Origin of the sequence: Streptomyces spinoverrucosus (genome assembly GCF_015712165.1) — a bacterium.
In the GTDB taxonomy this organism is placed as follows: Bacteria; Actinomycetota; Actinomycetes; order Streptomycetales; family Streptomycetaceae; genus Streptomyces; species Streptomyces spinoverrucosus_A.
Window position 1 is genome coordinate 6486040 of sequence record NZ_JADPZX010000001.1, and the last position, 16984, is coordinate 6503023.

14 protein-coding genes are annotated in these 16984 nt (G+C 69.7%); 9 read left to right on the forward strand and 5 right to left on the reverse strand.

All coding sequences use genetic code 11. The features are described 5' to 3' along the window. Positions 1–24: 24 nt before the first annotated feature. A complete protein-coding gene (locus tag I2W78_RS29470; protein WP_196463273.1) occupies positions 25–690 on the reverse strand; it encodes a DUF3105 domain-containing protein in 666 nt (221 codons plus the stop codon). A gap of 296 nt (positions 691–986) precedes the next feature. Here I2W78_RS29470 and I2W78_RS29475 point away from each other — a divergent pair, with 296 nt between their 5' ends. After that, on the forward strand, positions 987–2348 hold the full coding sequence (locus I2W78_RS29475) for a glutamine synthetase family protein (RefSeq protein ID WP_196463274.1): 1362 nt from the start codon (positions 987–989) through the stop codon (positions 2346–2348). Positions 2349–2463: 115 nt separating this feature from the next. Here I2W78_RS29475 and I2W78_RS29480 read toward each other — a convergent pair whose 3' ends face one another. Both I2W78_RS29480 and I2W78_RS29485 read right to left on the reverse strand, forming a co-directional pair. After that, on the reverse strand, positions 2464–2904 hold the full coding sequence (locus I2W78_RS29480; RefSeq protein WP_196463275.1) for a VOC family protein: 441 nt from the start codon (positions 2902–2904) through the stop codon (positions 2464–2466). Next, on the reverse strand, positions 2904–3431 hold the full coding sequence (locus I2W78_RS29485) for a pyridoxamine 5'-phosphate oxidase family protein (protein WP_196463276.1): 528 nt from the start codon (positions 3429–3431) through the stop codon (positions 2904–2906). The genes I2W78_RS29480 and I2W78_RS29485 overlap by 1 nt, the downstream gene beginning before the upstream one ends. Before the next feature lie 129 nt (positions 3432–3560). On the opposite strand from I2W78_RS29485, the gene I2W78_RS29490 reads away from it, so the two are divergent. Then, a complete protein-coding gene (locus tag I2W78_RS29490) occupies positions 3561–6554 on the forward strand; it encodes a bifunctional [glutamine synthetase] adenylyltransferase/[glutamine synthetase]-adenylyl-L-tyrosine phosphorylase (protein WP_196463277.1) in 2994 nt (997 codons plus the stop codon). A 17-nt stretch (positions 6555–6571) separates the two neighbouring features. On the opposite strand, the gene I2W78_RS29495 is transcribed toward I2W78_RS29490, so the two are convergent. Further along, entirely contained in the window at positions 6572–7423 is an 852-nt protein-coding gene (locus tag I2W78_RS29495; protein WP_196463278.1) for a phosphatase PAP2 family protein, read from the reverse strand. 130 nt (positions 7424–7553) lie between these two features. Beyond that, on the reverse strand, positions 7554–8588 hold the full coding sequence (locus I2W78_RS29500) for a LacI family DNA-binding transcriptional regulator (RefSeq protein ID WP_307783848.1): 1035 nt from the start codon (positions 8586–8588) through the stop codon (positions 7554–7556). A gap of 381 nt (positions 8589–8969) precedes the next feature. Here I2W78_RS29500 and I2W78_RS29505 point away from each other — a divergent pair, with 381 nt between their 5' ends. The 7 genes from I2W78_RS29505 to I2W78_RS29535 all read left to right on the forward strand — a co-directional run bounded on the left by I2W78_RS29505 (position 8970) and on the right by I2W78_RS29535 (position 16984). Beyond that, positions 8970–10238 carry an extracellular solute-binding protein gene (locus tag I2W78_RS29505; protein WP_196463280.1) on the forward strand — a complete coding sequence of 423 codons (1269 nt, stop codon included), beginning with the start codon at positions 8970–8972 and terminating at the stop codon, positions 10236–10238. A gap of 109 nt (positions 10239–10347) precedes the next feature. Next, positions 10348–11298 (forward strand): carbohydrate ABC transporter permease, encoded by a 951-nt coding sequence (locus I2W78_RS29510; protein WP_230885632.1) that lies wholly within the window; start codon positions 10348–10350, stop codon positions 11296–11298. Between the two features lie 13 nt (positions 11299–11311). Next, the gene (locus I2W78_RS29515; RefSeq protein WP_196463281.1) at positions 11312–12211 is read left to right on the forward strand and encodes a sugar ABC transporter permease; all 900 of its coding nucleotides are present in this window, start codon (positions 11312–11314) and stop codon (positions 12209–12211) included. Between the two features lie 149 nt (positions 12212–12360). Further along, the gene (locus tag I2W78_RS29520; protein WP_196463282.1) at positions 12361–14025 is read left to right on the forward strand and encodes a glycoside hydrolase family 13 protein; all 1665 of its coding nucleotides are present in this window, start codon (positions 12361–12363) and stop codon (positions 14023–14025) included. A gap of 134 nt (positions 14026–14159) precedes the next feature. Next, a complete protein-coding gene (locus tag I2W78_RS29525; RefSeq protein WP_196463283.1) occupies positions 14160–15533 on the forward strand; it encodes an alpha-amylase in 1374 nt (457 codons plus the stop codon). A 127-nt stretch (positions 15534–15660) separates the two neighbouring features. Next, positions 15661–15939 (forward strand): polyprenyl synthetase, encoded by a 279-nt coding sequence (locus tag I2W78_RS29530; protein ID WP_196463284.1) that lies wholly within the window; start codon positions 15661–15663, stop codon positions 15937–15939. Then, entirely contained in the window at positions 15932–16984 is a 1053-nt protein-coding gene (locus tag I2W78_RS29535; RefSeq protein ID WP_196463285.1) for a polyprenyl synthetase family protein, read from the forward strand. Before I2W78_RS29530 ends, I2W78_RS29535 begins: the two co-directional genes overlap by 8 nt.

The window sequence follows — 16984 nt, forward strand, 5'->3', positions numbered from 1 at the left end:
ACTGGTTACGCCTCACCGCTGCCGTCACTGCGCCAGCCCGCCCGTGCAGGCCGCGCCCGGCTCGGGGGTCTGCTGCCCCTGGACGTACGTCTCGAAGAACTTGTCGACATTCGGGTCGTCCGCGCCGGTCACCGTGCGCTGGTGGCCCCACGCCGACAGCATGATCGGGTCCTTCTGCTGCTCGTCCGGGCTCATCAGCGTGTACGGCGTCTTCTTCACCTTCGCCGCCAGCGCGTCCACGTCGGCCTTGTCGGCCTTGCTCGTGTACGTCACCCAGACCGCGCCGTGCTCCAGCGAGTGCACGGCGTTCACCTTCGGGATCTCCTTGGCGTAGACGTCACCGTTGCAGTTCATCCACACCTGGTTGTGGTCGCCGCCGACCGGGGGCTCCATCGGGTACTTCACGTCCGTCGTGACGTGGTTCTGGGTCAGCTTGCCCTGCCACGTCTTCACGCCGTCCGCGCCGGTGACGAACTTGCCGGTGGACTTGGAGTCGGCGGCGGCGGCGTCGGAGTCGTCGGACTGCGACTGGAGCAGCACCACGCCGCCGACGACGAGACCGGCGACGACCACCACGCTGGCCGCGATGGTGAGGATCCGGCTGCGACGCTCGCGGGCACGCTCCGCGCGCCGCATCTCCTCTATGCGCGCCTTGCGCGCCGCACTGCTCTTGTTCTTGGCGGAACCCATGGGGCCGGCCCTTCTGGGAAGCGGAGACGGACGGGTGCGCTGATCGTAGTGGGCCGGGCCGACGATCTCGTAGCGAGGGCACAGAAATGGCCGGGCATTACGGATGTCAGTCCGAGCGGGCAAGATGGGCTCAGCAGCCGTACACCTGCCGTATGTGAGGCGTTAAGGCCGGGGTCGGCCGGGCGATCAAGGTGCGCAACGCGCATGAAATGGTGTTGTGGTGGGATGCTCAGGAGCCCGACCGTCCCGTGCGCGGGATGCAGGCGGCCTGACCAGCAAGGATGGGGAATCGGAAGATGGACAAGCAGCAGGAGTTCGTACTCCGGACCTTGGAGGAGCGCGACATCCGGTTCGTACGCCTGTGGTTCACGGACGTGCTGGGCTTCCTGAAGTCCGTGGCCGTGGCCCCGGCCGAGCTGGAGCAGGCCTTCGACGAGGGCATCGGGTTCGACGGCTCCGCGATCGAGGGCTTCGCCCGGGTCTACGAGTCCGACATGATCGCCAAGCCGGACCCGTCCACCTTCCAGGTCCTGCCGTGGCGCGCGGAGACGCCGGGCACGGCCCGGATGTTCTGCGACATCCTCATGCCGGACGGCTCCCCGTCGTTCGCCGACCCTCGCTACGTCCTCAAGCGCGCCCTCGCCCGCGCCTCCGACCTGGGCTTCACCTTCTACACCCACCCCGAGATCGAGTTCTTCCTGCTGAAGAACAAGCCGGTCGACGGCACGGTGCCCACCCCCGCCGACAACTCCGGCTACTTCGACCACACCCCGACCAACGTCGGCATGGACTTCCGCCGCCAGGCGATCACCATGCTGGAGTCGATGGGCATCTCGGTCGAGTTCTCCCACCACGAGGGCGCACCCGGCCAGCAGGAGATCGACCTGCGGTACGCGGACGCGCTGTCCACGGCCGACAACGTCATGACGTTCCGGCTGGTCATGAAGCAGGTGGCGCTGGAGCAGAACCTCCAGGCGACGTTCATGCCGAAGCCGTTCTCCGAGCACCCGGGGTCCGGCATGCACACGCACCTGTCACTGTTCGAGGGCGACCGGAACGCGTTCTACGAGTCCGGCGCCGAGTACCAGCTGTCGAAGGTCGGCCGCTCCTTCATCGCGGGCCTGCTGCGGCACGCGGGCGAGATCTCGGCGGTCACCAACCAGTGGGTCAACTCCTACAAGCGCATCTGGGGCGGCTCCGAGCGCACCGCAGGCGCGGGCGGCGAAGCCCCGTCGTACATCTGCTGGGGCCACAACAACCGCTCGGCCCTGGTCCGCGTCCCGATGTACAAGCCGGGCAAGACGGGCTCCGCGCGGGTCGAGGTGCGGTCGCTGGACTCCGGGGCGAATCCTTACCTCGCCTACGCCGTGCTGCTGGCGGCGGGTCTGAAGGGCATCGAGGAGGGGTACGAGCTGCCGCCGGGGGCCGAGGACGACGTCTGGGCGCTGTCGGACGCGGAGCGGCGGGCGATGGGAATCGAGCCGTTGCCGCAGAACCTGGGGGAGGCGCTGTCGCTGATGGAGCGGAGCGACTTGGTTGCCGAGACGCTTGGGGAGCATGTGTTCGACTTCTTCCTGCGGAACAAGCGGCAGGAGTGGTACGAGTACCGGTCCGAGGTGACCGCGTTCGAGTTGCGGAAGAATCTGCCGGTTCTTTAGGGGTTTCTCGCCGTAGGGGCGCGGGTTGTGTTTCGGCTTGCTGCCGGTGGGGGCTTGTCGCGCCCACCCGGCGGAGCCGCATATTGATACAGCCCCGCGCCCCAAAAGCAGGGCGTTACTGCTGACGTTCCCTGAGTACCTGGTGCAACGGCTCCGTCGCCCTGCGCCGGTACTCCTGGATCGACCAGCCGTTGCCGTCCGGGTCCTTGAAGTACATGAACGTGGCGCCGTCGTCGGGGGCGTACTGGACGGGCTCGGAGATTTCCAGGCCCCGTTCGACCAGTTCCGCGCGGGCCGCCTTGATGTCGGTGACGCAGAGCTGCAGGCCCTGGTAGGAGCCGGGCTCGGGCTTGGACTGGCCCTCGGCCATGTCCCAGATGCTGTCGCCGAGGGCGATCGAGCAGCCCGAGCCGGGCGGTGTCAGCTGGACGATGCGCATGCCCGGCATGACCTCCTGGTCGATGTCGACGTGGAAGCCGACCTTGTCCCGGTAGAAGTCGCGGGCCCGGTCGATGTCGCTCACCGGCAGCGGGATCACTTCGAGCGTGAAGTCCATCAGTGGTCCTCCAGATTGAAGCGCCAGCGGGTCTGGCTGAACGGCTCACCCTTACCGAAGCCGAAAACCGTGACGGGCGCCACCGAAAAGACATAAGCGTGTCCCGTCCCGTGGTGGAAGCTGCCGTCCCGTACCTCGAAGCGCCAGAACTCGCCGTACTTCGCCTCCCAGGCCGCCGCCAGCTCACGGAGCCGGTCCTCGTCGCTCACGCGGACCGCCTCGCCCTCGACCACCAGGTCGTAGCCCTTGTTCCAGATGTTGATGCCGGTGGTCAGGACCACGTGCGGGTTGTCGGCGAGGTTGCGGGCCTTGCGCTCCTCCGGGCCGGTGCAGAAGTGCAGCGCGCCGGCCGACCAGACGGCGAGCAGCGGCGTCACATGCGGCCGCCCGTCCGGACGTACCGTCGAGATCCAGAACAGCTCTGCCTCGCTCAGCAGCGCCTCGGCCTCGGGCCACGGCGTCGCGGTGGCCGTCTCGTCGCTGTAGCGCGGGTCGAGCAGGGTCCGGGGTCGGTTCTTGCCGGTCATGAGCTGCCTCCTGCCGCAGGGTTCCCTGGAGTGCAGACCGTGTACGACAGCGGAACTCATCGGCGCCTGTCACCGGCGGGCCGGTTAGGCTCGGCTCGTACCACGCTGATCCGGACGGGAGGGCCGAGGATGACGCCGGGGCGCAGAAGCAGTACCTTCACACGGCTGCTGCGGCACGGCTTCACCGACGCCACCGCCGCCGAGCGGCTGCTGGAGAGCGCCGGGCTGGGCGCCGTCCGCGACGATCCGGTGCTGCTGGAGGCGCTGGGCGCCACCGCCGACCCCGATCTCGCGCTGCACGGCCTGGTACGGCTGCTGGAGGCGCAGCCCGACCCCACCGCGCGCCGCGAACTGCTCGACACCCTGACCGCCGCCAAGCCCCTGCGCGACCGGCTCCTCGGTGTGCTCGGCGCCTCCGCCGCCCTCGCCGACCACCTCGCCCGGCACTCCGGCGACTGGCGGGCGCTGGTCACCTATGAGCCGCGGGACCTGCATCCGGGGATCGCCGAGTTCGAGCGGGGGCTCGCCGAGGCGACCGACCCGGTCTCGCTGCGCGTCGCCTACCGGCGCTGTCTGCTGTCCATCGCCGCCCGTGACGTGTGCGGCACGATCGACGTCGCGCAGACCGCCGCCGAGCTCGCCGACCTGGCCACCGCGACCCTGCGCCGCGCCCTCGCCCTGGCGTCCGCCGCCGCGCCCGACGACGCCGCGCTGTGCCGGCTCGCGGTGATCGCGATGGGCAAGTGCGGTGGCAACGAGCTGAATTACGTCTCCGACGTCGACGTGATCTTCGTCGGGGAGGCCGTCGAGGGCGCCGACGAGGGCAAGGCGCTGCGGGCCGCCACCCGGCTCGCCTCGCACATGATGCGGATCTGCTCCGAGACCACCGTCGAGGGCTCCATCTGGCCCGTGGACGCCAACCTCCGCCCCGAGGGCAGAAACGGTCCTCTGGTGCGCACGCTCAGCAGCCACCTCGCCTACTACCAGCGCTGGGCGAAGACCTGGGAGTTCCAGGCCCTGCTCAAGGCCCGCCCGGTCGCCGGCGACCTCAAGCTCGGCGCGGAGTACGTCGCCGCCGTCGGCCCCCTGGTGTGGCAGGCCGCCGAACGCGAGAACTTCGTCGCCGATGTGCAGAAGATGCGGCGCCGGGTGGTCGAGAACATCCCGGTCGCCGAGGTCGAGCGCGAACTGAAGCTCGGCCCGGGCGGCCTGCGGGACGTCGAGTTCGCCGTGCAGTTGCTGCAGTTGGTGCACGGGCGCACGGACGCCTCGCTGCGCAGCGGCTCGACCCTCGAGGCCCTGCGGCAGCTGGCCGCGGGCGGGTACGTAGGCCGGGTCGACGCCACGCAGATGGCGGAGGCGTACCGCTTCCTGCGCTCCATGGAGCACCGCATCCAGCTCTACCGGCTGCGCCGCACCCACCTCGTCCCGGAGGGCGAGGCCGACCAGCGGCGCCTCGGCCGCTCCCTGGGCCTGCGCGCGGATCCGGTCGCCGAGCTGAACCGCGAGTGGAAACGGCACGCCGCCGTCGTACGACGTCTGCACGAGAAGCTCTTCTACCGGCCACTGCTCGACGCCGTCGCCCAACTCGCCCCCGGCGAGGCGCGGCTCAGCCCCGAGGCGGCTCGGGAGCGGCTCGTGGCGCTCGGGTACGCCGATCCCGCGGCGGCGCTGCGGCATCTGGAGGCGCTGGCGTCCGGGGTCACCCGCAAGGCGGCGATCCAGCGGACGCTGCTGCCGGTGCTGCTGGGCTGGTTCGCGGACTCCGCCGACCCGGACGCCGGACTGCTCAACTTCCGCAAGGTCTCCGACGCGTTGGGCAAGACGCCCTGGTATCTGCGGCTGCTGCGCGACGAGGGCGCGGCGGCGGAGAACCTCGCCCGCGTGCTGTCCGCCGGGCGGCTCGCCCCCGACCTGCTCATGCGCGCCCCGGAGGCCGTGGCCCTGCTGGGCGACGGGGACGGCGGGGGACTGGAGCCGCGGCCGCGGGCCCATCTGGAGCAGGAGATCCTCGCGGCGGTCGGCCGCGCCGAGGGCGGCGAGCAGGCGGTCGCCGCGGCCCGGGGCGTACGCCGCCGGGAACTGTTCCGTACGGCCGCCACGGACATCGTCGGCTCCTACGGCACCGAGGCCCAGCCGGTCGAGGTGGACCAGGGCGCGCTGGTGGACCTGGTCGGCGGGGCCGTGTCCGACCTGACGGCGGCGACGCTGGCGGGGACATTGCGGGCCGTGGTGCGGGACGGCTGGGGGGACACCCTGCCGACCCGGTTCACCATGATCGGGATGGGGCGGTTCGGCGGGCACGAGCTGGGCTACGGCTCCGACGCGGACGTGCTGTTCGTGCACGAACCCCAGGAGGGGGCCGACGAGCGGGAGGCGTCCGACGCCGCGAACCGGGTGGTCTCCGAGATGCGCCGGCTGCTGCAACTGCCGAGCTCCGATCCGCCGCTGCTGATCGACGCCGACCTGCGGCCGGAGGGCAAGTCCGGACCGCTGGTGCGCACGCTGAAGTCGTACGAGGCGTACTACCGCCGCTGGTCCCTGGTCTGGGAGTCGCAGGCGCTGCTCCGGGCCGAACCGGTGGCCGGTGACGAGGACTTGGGCCGGCGTTTCGTCGCCCTGATCGATCCGCTGCGCTACCCGGAGCGGGGGCTCGGGGACGAGGCCGTACGGGAGATCCGGCGGCTGAAGGCCCGGATGGAGTCGGAGCGGCTGCCCCGGGGCGCCGACCCCAAGCTGCACACCAAGATCGGGCCGGGCGGGCTGTCCGACGTGGAGTGGACGGTGCAGTTGCTGCAACTGCGGCACGGCTGGGAGGTGCCGGGGCTGCGCACCACCCGGACCCGCCAGGCCCTGCGGGCGGCCCGGGACGCCGGGCTGATCTCCGCCGAGGACGCCGGGACCCTGGACGAGGCGTGGGTGCTCGCCACGCGCGTCCGCAACGCCGTGATGCTGGTGCGCGGGCGGGCCGGGGACACCTTCCCGTCGCACGCGCGGGAGCTGGCGGCGGTGGGGCGTTACCTGGGGTACGGGCCGGGGCACGTGGGCGACATGCTCGACGCCTACCGGCGTACGGCCCGGCGGGCCCGGGGTGTGGTGGAGTCGCTGTTCTACCAGGACTGAGCGGGAGCCCGAGGCGGCTACGCCTGCGTCGGCACCAACGGCTTCCGCTTCGACACCAGGCGCGGCAGCGCGTGCGGCAGTGTTCCGTACCACGCGCGTGCCACCCCGTAACCGAAGGTGAGGCACAGCAGACCGCCGATCGCGTCCAGCCAGAAGTGGTTGGCGGTGGCGACGATGACGACGAGGGTGAGCGTCGGGTAGAGCACGCCCAGCACCCTGACCCAGGGGACGGTCGCCAGCGCGAAGATCGTCAGGCCGCACCACAGCGACCAGCCGATGTGCATGGACGGCATCGCGGCGTACTGGTTGGACATGTTCTTCAGGTCGCCGGAGGCCATCGAACCCCAGGTCTGGTGGACCATGACCGTGTCGACGAAGTGGCCGCCGTTCATCAACCGGGGCGGCGCGAGCGGATACAGGTAGTAACCGACCAGCGCGACACCCGTCGTCGCGAACAGCACCATGCGGGTCGCCGCGTAGCGGCCCGGATGGCCACGGTAGAGCCACACCAGGACTCCCAGCGTGACCACGAAGTGCAGTGTCGCGTAGTAGTAGTTCATGCCGACGATGAGCCAAGTCACCGAGTTCACCGCATGGTTGACGGACTGCTCGACGGCGATGCCCAGCTGCTGCTCGGCCTTCCAGATCCAGTCGGCGTTGCGCAGCGCCTCGGCCTTCTGCTCCGGAACCGCGTTGCGGATCAGTGAGTACGTCCAGTAACTCACCGCGATCAACAGGATCTCGAACCACAGCCGAGGCCGACGCGGAGTACGCAGCCGATGCAGGAAACCCGCCCCCATGTCGTCCGCGACGGGGTGCGGAACGGCCTCTTCCTGGCCTTCCAGTGTCGTCACGGTCGTGTCACCCATGGGCACAGAGTCTGCCAGAAAAGAATTCCCGCTCCGATCATCCCCTGGTGGCATTCAGCACGCACGTTCTACGGCTGCGGGAGGCCCTCGTCTCGTACCCGCGTATCAGATCGGGGGACGATTCTCCGCCTTAGGGACGATTCCGGTCCCCAGGGGCCGAAGCGGTTGAACCGCGCACCACCAACTCCGGCATGAACACGAACTCGCTGTGCGGTGCGGGCGTCCCGCCGATCTCCTCCAGCAACGTACGCACCGCCGCCTGACCCATCGCCGGGACCGGCTTGCGGATGGTGGTGAGGGGCGGGTCGGTGAAGGCGATCAGCGGGGAGTCGTCGAAGCCCACCACCGAGATGTCCGTAGGGACCCGAAGGCCCAGCTGCCGGGCCGCCCGTATGGCACCGAGCGCCATCATGTCGCTGGCGCACACCACCGCCGTGCAGTCCCGGCCGATCAGGGCCGCGGCGGCGGCCTGGCCGCCCTCCAGGGTGTACAGCGAGTGCTGGACGAACTCCGCCTCGATGGTCTCCCGGCTCAGGCCCAGCTGGTCCTGCATCGCCCGCACGAAGCCCTCGATCTTGCGCTGCACGGGGACGAACCGTTTCGGGCCGAGGGCCAGGCCGATCCTGGCGTGCCCCAGGGAGGCGAGGTGGGTGACCGCCAGGGTCATCGCCGCCCGGTCGTCGGGGGAGATGAAGGGCGCCTGCACCTTCGGGGAGAAGCCGTCGACCAGCACGAAGGGCACGCCCTGCGCGCGCAGCTGCTCGTAGCGCTGCATGTCGGCGGTGGTGTCGGCGTGCAGTCCGGAGACGTAGATGATGCCGGCGACGCCGCGGTCGACCAGCATCTCGGTCAGCTCGTCCTCGGTGGAGCCGCCGGGGGTCTGGGTGGCCAGCACCGGCGTGTAGCCCTGCCGGGTCAGCGCCTGGCCGATGACCTGTGCCAGGGCCGGGAATATCGGGTTCTCCAGCTCCGGGGTGATCAGGCCGACCAGGCCCGCGCTGCGCTGTCGCAGCCGCACCGGGCGCTCGTAGCCGAGGACGTCGAGCGCGGCCAGCACGGACTGGCGGGTGGTGGCGGCGACGCCCGGCTTCCCGTTGAGGACGCGGCTGACGGTCGCTTCGCTCACCCCCGCCTGAGCAGCGATGTCGGCAAGCCGTGTGGTCACGGGGTTGGACTGTACCGGCCGTATCTCTCCTTGCCCACCAACCGGACGCCGGGTGCGGGCGGTTGACCGGCGCGCTGCGGGTTGCTGCGACATGGCGTCCCTTCGTGAAACCGACGGCAAGAGCTTGCAGAGTCTTGCACAACACCGTCCGTGCCCGCTCAACCCCGCAGAACAACGGTCTCACGGCGGTCGACAAGAGGTCACGCCCGGATAACTTCGGAGATGTCTTGCACTTTTTTTCTGCAAGGTCTTTCGCAACGCTTACATCGCTGTTACGTTCACGGTCGCCCGGCCGCCGCAACGGCGCAGTCGGCACACAGACAGGGGCGGTAGACGGGACCACCCCCTGCTCACTCGGGCTTTCACCCTCAAGGAGAACTCATGCGGCGTGGCATAGCGGCCACCGCGCTGGTGGCGTCCCTCGCGCTCACGGCGACGGCCTGCGGCGGAGACGACAGCGGCGACTCGGCCGACGGTCCGGTCACGATCACCTGGTGGGACACCTCCAACGCCACCAACGAGGCGCCGACGTACCAGGCCCTGGTCAAGGAGTTCGAGGCCGCCAACAAGGACATCAAGGTCAAGTACGTCAACGTCCCCTTCGACCAGGCGCAGAACAAGTTCGACACGGCCGCCGGTTCCAAGGGCGCCCCGGACGTGCTGCGCTCCGAGGTCGGCTGGACCCCCGCCTTCGCCAAGAAGGGCTACTTCGTGCCGCTGGACGGCACCGAGGCCCTCGCCGACCAGGACAAGTTCCAGCCCAGCCTGATCGAGCAGGCCAAGTACGAGGGCAAGACCTACGGCGTGCCCTTCACCACCGACACGCTCGCGCTGGTCTACAACAAGGAGCTCTTCGCCAAGGCCGGCGTCGAGGCCCCCAAGACGTGGCAGGACCTGAAGAAGGCCGCCGCCACGATCAAGGAGAAGACCGGCGTGGACGGCTACTGGGGCTCCACCCAGGGCTACTACGCCCAGACCTTCCTCCACGGCGAGGGCACCGACACCGTCGACGCCGACGCCAAGAAGATCACCATCAACTCGCCCCAGGCCAAGAAGGCCTACGAGACCTGGCTGAGCCTCTTCGACGGCAAGGGCCTGCACAAGGCCGACACCACCGCCGACGCCTACGCCCACATCCAGGACGCGTTCGTCAACGGCAAGGTCGCCGCGATCATCCAGGGCCCCTGGGAGATCACCAACTTCTACAAGGGCTCCGCGTTCAAGGACAAGGAGAACCTGGGCATCACCACCGTCCCGGCCGGCTCCACCGGCAAGGCGGGCGCCCCGACCGGCGGCCACAACCTCTCCGTGTACGCCGGCTCCGACGAGGCCCACCAGAAGGCCGCGCTGAAGTTCGTCAACTTCATGACCTCGGTGAAGGCCCAGGAGACCATCGCCCTGAAGAACGCCACGCTGCCCACCCGCGACGACGCCTACACCGCCGAGGTCAAGGCCGACCCGGGCATCGCCGGCTACCAGGGCGTCCTCGCCGCCGCCCAGCCGCGCCCCGCGCTGCCCGAGTACAGCTCGCTGTGGGGTCCGCTCGACGACGAGCTGCTCGCCGTCGCCGGCGGCAAGAAGTCCCTGGACGAGGGGCTGAGCAGCGCTGAGACCGCCATCGCCAAGCTGGTGCCGGACTTCAGCAAGTGACCGCCGCGTGGCCGCCGGGTCCGCTGTCCCTGGGGGGACGGACCCGGCGGCCACCGGCCTGTGTGTCATGCCCCCTTGATCCGCAGACCCACACGAAGGTTGTCGAACCATGACAGTCGCCGTTCAGCGCCTGAGGCGCAGCTACCAGAGGTACTGGTACGCCTACGCGATGATCGCCCCCGTGGTCGTCGTGCTCGGCGTCCTGGTGCTGTATCCGCTCGCGTACGGTTTCTATCTGACGCTCACGGACGCCAACAGCCTCAACACGGCGCGCACGATCGGCGTCAACGAGATCGAGGCCACCTACAAGTTCATCGGTTTCGACAACTACGCCGACATCCTGTGGGGGGAAACCGCGTACGACCGTTTCTGGTCGCACTTCATCTGGACGATCGTGTGGACGGCCGCCTGCGTCGGCCTGCACTACTCCATCGGTCTCGGCCTCGCCCTGCTGCTCAACCAGAAGCTGCGCGGCCGCACCTTCTACCGGCTGATCCTGGTCCTGCCGTGGGCCGTGCCCACCTTCGTCACCGTCTTCGGCTGGCGTTTCATGCTCGCCGACGGCGGCGTCATCAACTCCGCGCTGGACTTCCTGCACCTGCCGACGCCGCTGTGGCTGGAGGACACCTTCTGGCAGCGGTTCGCCGCGATCATGGTCAACACCTGGTGCGGTGTGCCGTTCATGATGGTCTCGCTGCTCGGCGGGCTCCAGTCGATCGACCGCACGCTGTACGAGGCCGCCGAGATGGACGGCGCGGGCGCCTGGCAGCGCTTCCGCTACGTCACCCTGCCGGGCCTCAGGTCGGTCAGCTCCACCGTCGTCCTGCTCGGCGTGATCTGGACCTTCAACCAGTTCGCGGTGATCTTCCTGCTGTTCGGCACCACTGCGCCGGATGCCCAGATCCTCGTCACCTGGGCGTACTACCTCGGCTTCGGACAGCAGCCGCGCGACTTCGCGCAGTCCGCCGCCTACGGCATCCTGCTGCTGGCCATCCTGATCGTCTTCACCTCCGTCTACCGCCGCTGGCTGAACCGCAATGACCAGCAGCTCGCGATCTGAGGCAGGAGTCCCCATGAGCACCACGACCGTTCAGAAGTCCGCCACCGCGGACCAGGCCCCCGCCTCCGCCCCGCCGCGCCGGCGCGGCGAGCGCGGCCTCGCCGGGACCCTCGCCTCGCACGGCATCCTGACCGTCGCCAGCCTGATCGCGCTGTTCCCGATCGCCTGGCTGGTCTTCCTGTCCCTCGGCCCGGACAAGGACGACTACCTGCACCCCGGGCGCATCTGGGGGAAGATGACCTTCGAGAACTACTCGTACGTCCTGACGGAGACGAACTTCTTCGACTGGCTGAAGAGTTCGCTGGTCGTCTCCCTCGGCACCACGGCCATCGGCGTGCTCATCGCCGCCACCACCGGCTACGCGGTGTCCCGGATGCGCTTCCCCGGCTACCGCAAGTTCATGTGGGTGCTGCTGGTCACCCAGATGTTCCCGATCGCCGTGCTGATCGTGCCGATGTACCAGATCCTGTCGGACCTCCAGCTCATCGACACCTACCTCGGCCTGATCCTCGTCTACTGCTCGACGGCCGTGCCGTACTGCGCCTGGCTGCTCAAGGGGTACTTCGACACCATCCCCTTCGAGATCGACGAGGCGGGACGCGTCGACGGACTCTCCCCGTTCGGCACCTTCGTGCGGCTGATCCTGCCGCTCGCCCGGCCGGGCCTGGCGGTGGCGGCCTTCTACAGCTTCATCACCGCCTTCGGCGAGGTCGCCTTCGCCACCACGTTCCTGCTGGACGACGAGAAGTACACGTTCGCGGTCGGTCTGCAGAGCTTCGTCAGCGAGCACGACGCCCAGCGCAACCTGATGGCCGCCACCGCCGTACTGATCGCGATACCGGTTTCCGCGTTCTTCTACCTCGTGCAGAAGAACCTGGTGACCGGCCTGACCGCCGGTGGCACCAAGGGCTGACCGGCCCGTACGAGATTCCCGCGCGCCTTGCCGCGCGGGTGGCGGCCGCGGTGCCTCATCCGACCCCGCTGTCACCGCGGCCGCCTCGTCTTCGCCCCCGACAGCCGCCCCACTCACGCCCGATGACTCCCTGACGCATCAAGGACGCCATGAGCCAGTACTCCACCGACCCGGCCCCGACCTCCGCCGTCGCCACCGTCGCCCGCCGCCGCGACTGGTGGCGCGACGCGGTGATCTACCAGGTCTATCCGCGCAGCTTCGCCGACAGCAACGGCGACGGCATGGGCGACCTGGAGGGCGTACGATCCCGACTCCCGTACCTGCGCGACCTCGGCGTGGACGCCGTGTGGCTCAGCCCCTTCTACGCCTCCCCGCAGGCCGACGCCGGGTACGACGTCGCCGACTACCGGGCCGTCGACCCCATGTTCGGCAACCTCCTGGACGCCGACGCGCTGATCCGCGACGCCCATGAGCACGGCCTGCGCATCATCGTGGACCTGGTCCCGAACCACTCCTCCGACCAGCACGAGTGGTTCAAGCGGGCGCTCCGCGAAGGCCCCGGCTCGCCGCTCCGGGAGCGGTACCACTTCCGCCCCGGCAAGGGGAAGAACGGCGAACTCCCGCCCAACGACTGGGAGTCCATCTTCGGCGGCCCGGCGTGGACGCGCGTACCCGACGGCGAGTGGTACCTGCACCTGTTCGCCCCCGAGCAGCCCGACTTCAACTGGGAGCACCCGGCGGTCGGCGACGAGTTCCGCTCCATCCTGCGCTTCTGGCTGGACATGGGCGTCGACGGCTTCCGCATCGACGTGGCGCACGGCCTGGTCAAGGCGGACGGCCTGCCCGACCTCGGCGCCCACGACCAGCTGAAGCTGCTGGGTAACGATGTCATGCCGTTCTTCGACCAGGACGGCGTGCACGCCATCTACCGGCAGTGGCGCACGATCCTCGACGAGTACGCGGGCGAGCGCATCTTCGTCGCAGAGGCGTGGACGCCGACCGTGGAGCGCACCGCGCACTACGTCCGCCCGGACGAGCTGCACCAGGCCTTCAACTTCCAGTACCTGAGCACGGACTGGGAGGCCGAGGAACTCCGTACGGTCATCGACCGCACCCTGGAGGCGATGCGCCCGGTCGGCGCCCCGGCCACCTGGGTGCTGTCCAACCACGACGTCACCCGGCACGCCACCCGCTTCGCCAACCCGCCCGGCCTCGGCACGCAGATCCGCCAGGCCGGCGACCGCGAGCTGGGGCTGAGGCGGGCGCGGGCGGCCACCCTGCTGATGCTGGCGCTGCCCGGATCGGCGTACATCTACCAGGGCGAGGAGCTGGGCCTGCCGGACGTCGTCGACCTGCCGGACGAGGTGCGCCAGGACCCCGCGTACTTCCGGGGCGCGGGGCAGGACGGCTTCCGTGACGGCTGCCGGGTGCCGATCCCGTGGACGCGCACCGGCTCGTCGTACGGCTTCGGCGGCGGGGGCAGTTGGCTGCCGCAGCCGGAGGGGTGGGGCGAGCTGAGCGTTCAGGCACAGGAGGGGGTGGCCGGTTCGACGCTGGAGCTGTACCGGTCGGCGCTCGCCGTGCGGCGCACTCAGCCCGACCTCGGCGCGGGGGAGGCGGTCGAGTGGCTGAAGGCGCCCGAGGGCGTGCTCGCCTTCCGGCGTGGGGAGTTCGTGTGCGTCGCCAACACCGGTGCGGAGGCGGTGACGACTCCGGCGTACGGCCGTCTGCTGCTCGCCAGTGGTGAGGTGAGCGAGGCGGACGGCGAGGTGAAGGTGCCGGCCGACACGACGGTGTGGTGGACCACCGCCTGACGGCCCCTCGCAAAATTTTTCATTGAAGTTCGTACGGCCCGCTGCCCTTTCAGGCGGCGGGCCTTTAACATCTCCGTCACCGCAAGATGGTTGAAAGTTTTCAGCAAGAGCCTTCAAAGGTGAAGGAACCCCACATGGCACGCAGAACCCTCTCCTGGGCGGCCGCCCTCACAACCGCCGCCCTTGTCATGACCCCGTCCGCTGCTGAGGCCTCCCCGCCCGGCACCAAGGACGTCACGGCCGTCCTCTTCGAGTGGAACTTCGCCTCGGTCGCCCGTGAGTGCACCAACACCCTCGGCCCCGCCGGCTACGGCTACGTGCAGGTCTCCCCGCCTGCCGAGCACATACAGGGCGCCCAGTGGTGGACCTCGTACCAGCCGGTCAGCTACAAGATCGCCGGCCGCCTGGGCGACCGTACGGCCTTCCAGAACATGGTCAACACCTGCCACGCGGCAGGCGTGAAGGTGGTCGTCGACACGGTCATCAACCACATGTCGGCGGGCAGCGGCACCGGCACGGGCGGCTCGTCGTACACGAAGTACAACTACCCCGGCCTGTACTCGTCCTTCGACTTCGACGACTGCACGGCTCAGATCTCCAACTACCAGGACCGCTGGAACGTCCAGCACTGCGAACTGGTGGGCCTCGCCGACCTGGACACGGGAGAGGAGTACGTCCGCGGGGCCATCGCCAAGTACATGAACGACCTGCTCTCCCTCGGCGTCGACGGCTTCCGCATCGATGCGGCCAAGCACATGCCGACCGCCGACCTGGCCAACATCAAGTCGCGGCTGAGCAATCCGTCCGCCTACTGGAAGCAGGAGGTCATCTACGGCAGCGGAGAGGCCGTCCAGCCGACGGAGTACACCGGCAACGGGGACGTGCAGGAGTTCCGTTACGCCTACGACCTCAAGCGCGTCTTCAACAACGAGAACCTGGCGTACCTGAAGAACTACGGCGAGGGCTGGGGCTACATGAACAGCTCCGTCTCCGGCGTCTTCGTCGACAACCACGACACCGAGCGCAACGGCTCCACGCTGAGCTACAAGGACAACGCCAACTACACCCTCGCCAACGTCTTCATGCTGGCGTGGCCGTACGGGGCGCCGGACATCAACTCCGGTTACGAGTTCACCGACCATGACGCGGGTCCGCCCAACGGCGGTCAGGTCAACGCCTGTTGGCAGAACGGCTGGAAGTGCCAGCACGCCTGGCCGGAGATCCAGCGCATGGTCGCTTTCCGCAACGCCACGCGGGGCGAGGCCGTCACGAACTGGTGGGACAACGGCGGCGACGCGATCGCCTTCGGCCGGGGCGGCAAGGGCTTCGTGGCGATCAACCACGAGGCCGGTTCGTTGACCCGCACGTATCAGACGTCGCTGCCGTCGGGGACGTACTGCAACGTCCAGAACAACACGACGGTGACGGTGAACGGTTCGGGGCAGCTCACGGCGACGCTGGGCAGCAACACGGCGCTGGCGATCTACGCGGGCAAGTCGAGCTGCTGAGTACTCCCGTACGGGCGAGCGGCCGTTCACTCGGTCGTGAGTTCCCGGTGTTCCGTGACCGGCGCGTCGCGAAGCTGGTGCGGGCGGCGGATGACCGGCGCCGCCCGTACTTGCTGGGGGGAGCGGCATGACGCGGGAAGTGGGACGACACGAGGGCCTGGACCAGCGGGCGGTCCTGCTGGCCGCCGGGCTGGCCGATCTGGCGGTGAGCACGGTGGGCACGGCCGTGGGAACGGTACGGGGGCTGTTACGCCGCTCGGACGCGGCGGAGCTGGCGGCCGACGCCGAGCACGATCTGATGGCGCGGGGCCGCCTCGCGCTGGACCGGTACGCGACCGCACCCCCGGCCCACCTGGAGATCCTCGCCCGGCACGCCCTGACTCGACGGGCCGCCGAGGATGTCTGACCGGTGGGAGCCGGCCGCGTTCAAGACCCGCGTCGACGAGGTACTGCGTCGGTTCGTCGCGCAGGAGGCCGAGCGGTTCGCGGCGATCGATCCGGCCCTCAGCCCCGTGGCCGACCAACTGGAGGCGGCGGTCGCGGACGGCAAACGGCTGCGGGCGGCGTTCTGCTACTGGGGCTGGCGCGCGGCGCGACATCCGGACAGTGACGCGCTGGTGCGGGCGGCGGCCTCCATGGAGCTGGTGCATGCCGCCGCGGTCGTGCACGACGACCTCATCGACGACAGCCCGCTGCGGCACGGCCGGCCCACCGCCCACATCGCGCTGCGCGCCGCCGTACGCCGTCGCCCGCGTGCCGTCGCCGCCGCCCGGTCCCTGGCGATGCTGGTGGGGGACCTGCTGATGGGGCTGGCCGGGCAGCTGTTCACCACCAGCGGCCTGCCCGCCGCGTACCTGGCGCGGGCCCGCCCGTTGTGGTCGGTGCTGGCCCGGGAGCTGATCGCGGGCGAGTGCCTGGAGATCCTGCGGACCGGAGCCGAACCGGACACCGCGGCCTCGCTGAAGGTGATCCGGTACAAGACCGCCAAGTACACCGTCGAGCAGCCCCTGCTGATCGGCGGCGCGCTGGCCGGGGCGGGCGAGCGGCTGCGCGAGGGCTACTCCGCCTACGGGCTGCCGCTGGGCGAGGCGTTCCAGCTGCGCGACGACCTGCTCGGCCTGTTCGGCGACCCGGAACGGACCGGCAAGGCCAACGCCGACGACGTACGCGGCCACCGGCCCACGGCCCTGCTGGCGGAGACCTGGCGCCTCGCCGGCGCGGACGACCGGGAGCAGCTGCGCGCCCTCCTGGGGCGACACGACCCGGACGGGGACGGACTGCACGCCGTACGCGAGGTGATGCGCCGGCTGAAGACCCCCGACCGCGTCGAGCACATGATCACCGCACGGGTCGAGGAGGCCCTCGGCGCCCTCCACGAGCTGGACGTCCCCGCGCACGCCGCCGCAGCCCTGAGCGCGTTGGCGTACTCGGCGGCCGTCCGCCCGTCCTGA

Coding starts and splice junctions, on each gene's coding strand:
- I2W78_RS29470 (WP_196463273.1), bottom strand. CDS start 690: ATGGGTTCCGCCAAGAACAAGAGCAGTGCGGCGCGCAAGGCGCGCATA.
- I2W78_RS29475 (WP_196463274.1), top strand. CDS start 987: ATGGACAAGCAGCAGGAGTTCGTACTCCGGACCTTGGAGGAGCGCGAC.
- I2W78_RS29480 (WP_196463275.1), bottom strand. CDS start 2,904: ATGGACTTCACGCTCGAAGTGATCCCGCTGCCGGTGAGCGACATCGAC.
- I2W78_RS29485 (WP_196463276.1), bottom strand. CDS start 3,431: ATGACCGGCAAGAACCGACCCCGGACCCTGCTCGACCCGCGCTACAGC.
- I2W78_RS29490 (WP_196463277.1), top strand. CDS start 3,561: ATGACGCCGGGGCGCAGAAGCAGTACCTTCACACGGCTGCTGCGGCAC.
- I2W78_RS29495 (WP_196463278.1), bottom strand. CDS start 7,423: ATGGGTGACACGACCGTGACGACACTGGAAGGCCAGGAAGAGGCCGTT.
- I2W78_RS29505 (WP_196463280.1), top strand. CDS start 8,970: ATGCGGCGTGGCATAGCGGCCACCGCGCTGGTGGCGTCCCTCGCGCTC.
- I2W78_RS29510 (WP_230885632.1), top strand. CDS start 10,348: ATGACAGTCGCCGTTCAGCGCCTGAGGCGCAGCTACCAGAGGTACTGG.
- I2W78_RS29515 (WP_196463281.1), top strand. CDS start 11,312: ATGAGCACCACGACCGTTCAGAAGTCCGCCACCGCGGACCAGGCCCCC.
- I2W78_RS29520 (WP_196463282.1), top strand. CDS start 12,361: ATGAGCCAGTACTCCACCGACCCGGCCCCGACCTCCGCCGTCGCCACC.
- I2W78_RS29525 (WP_196463283.1), top strand. CDS start 14,160: ATGGCACGCAGAACCCTCTCCTGGGCGGCCGCCCTCACAACCGCCGCC.
- I2W78_RS29530 (WP_196463284.1), top strand. CDS start 15,661: ATGACGCGGGAAGTGGGACGACACGAGGGCCTGGACCAGCGGGCGGTC.
- I2W78_RS29535 (WP_196463285.1), top strand. CDS start 15,932: ATGTCTGACCGGTGGGAGCCGGCCGCGTTCAAGACCCGCGTCGACGAG.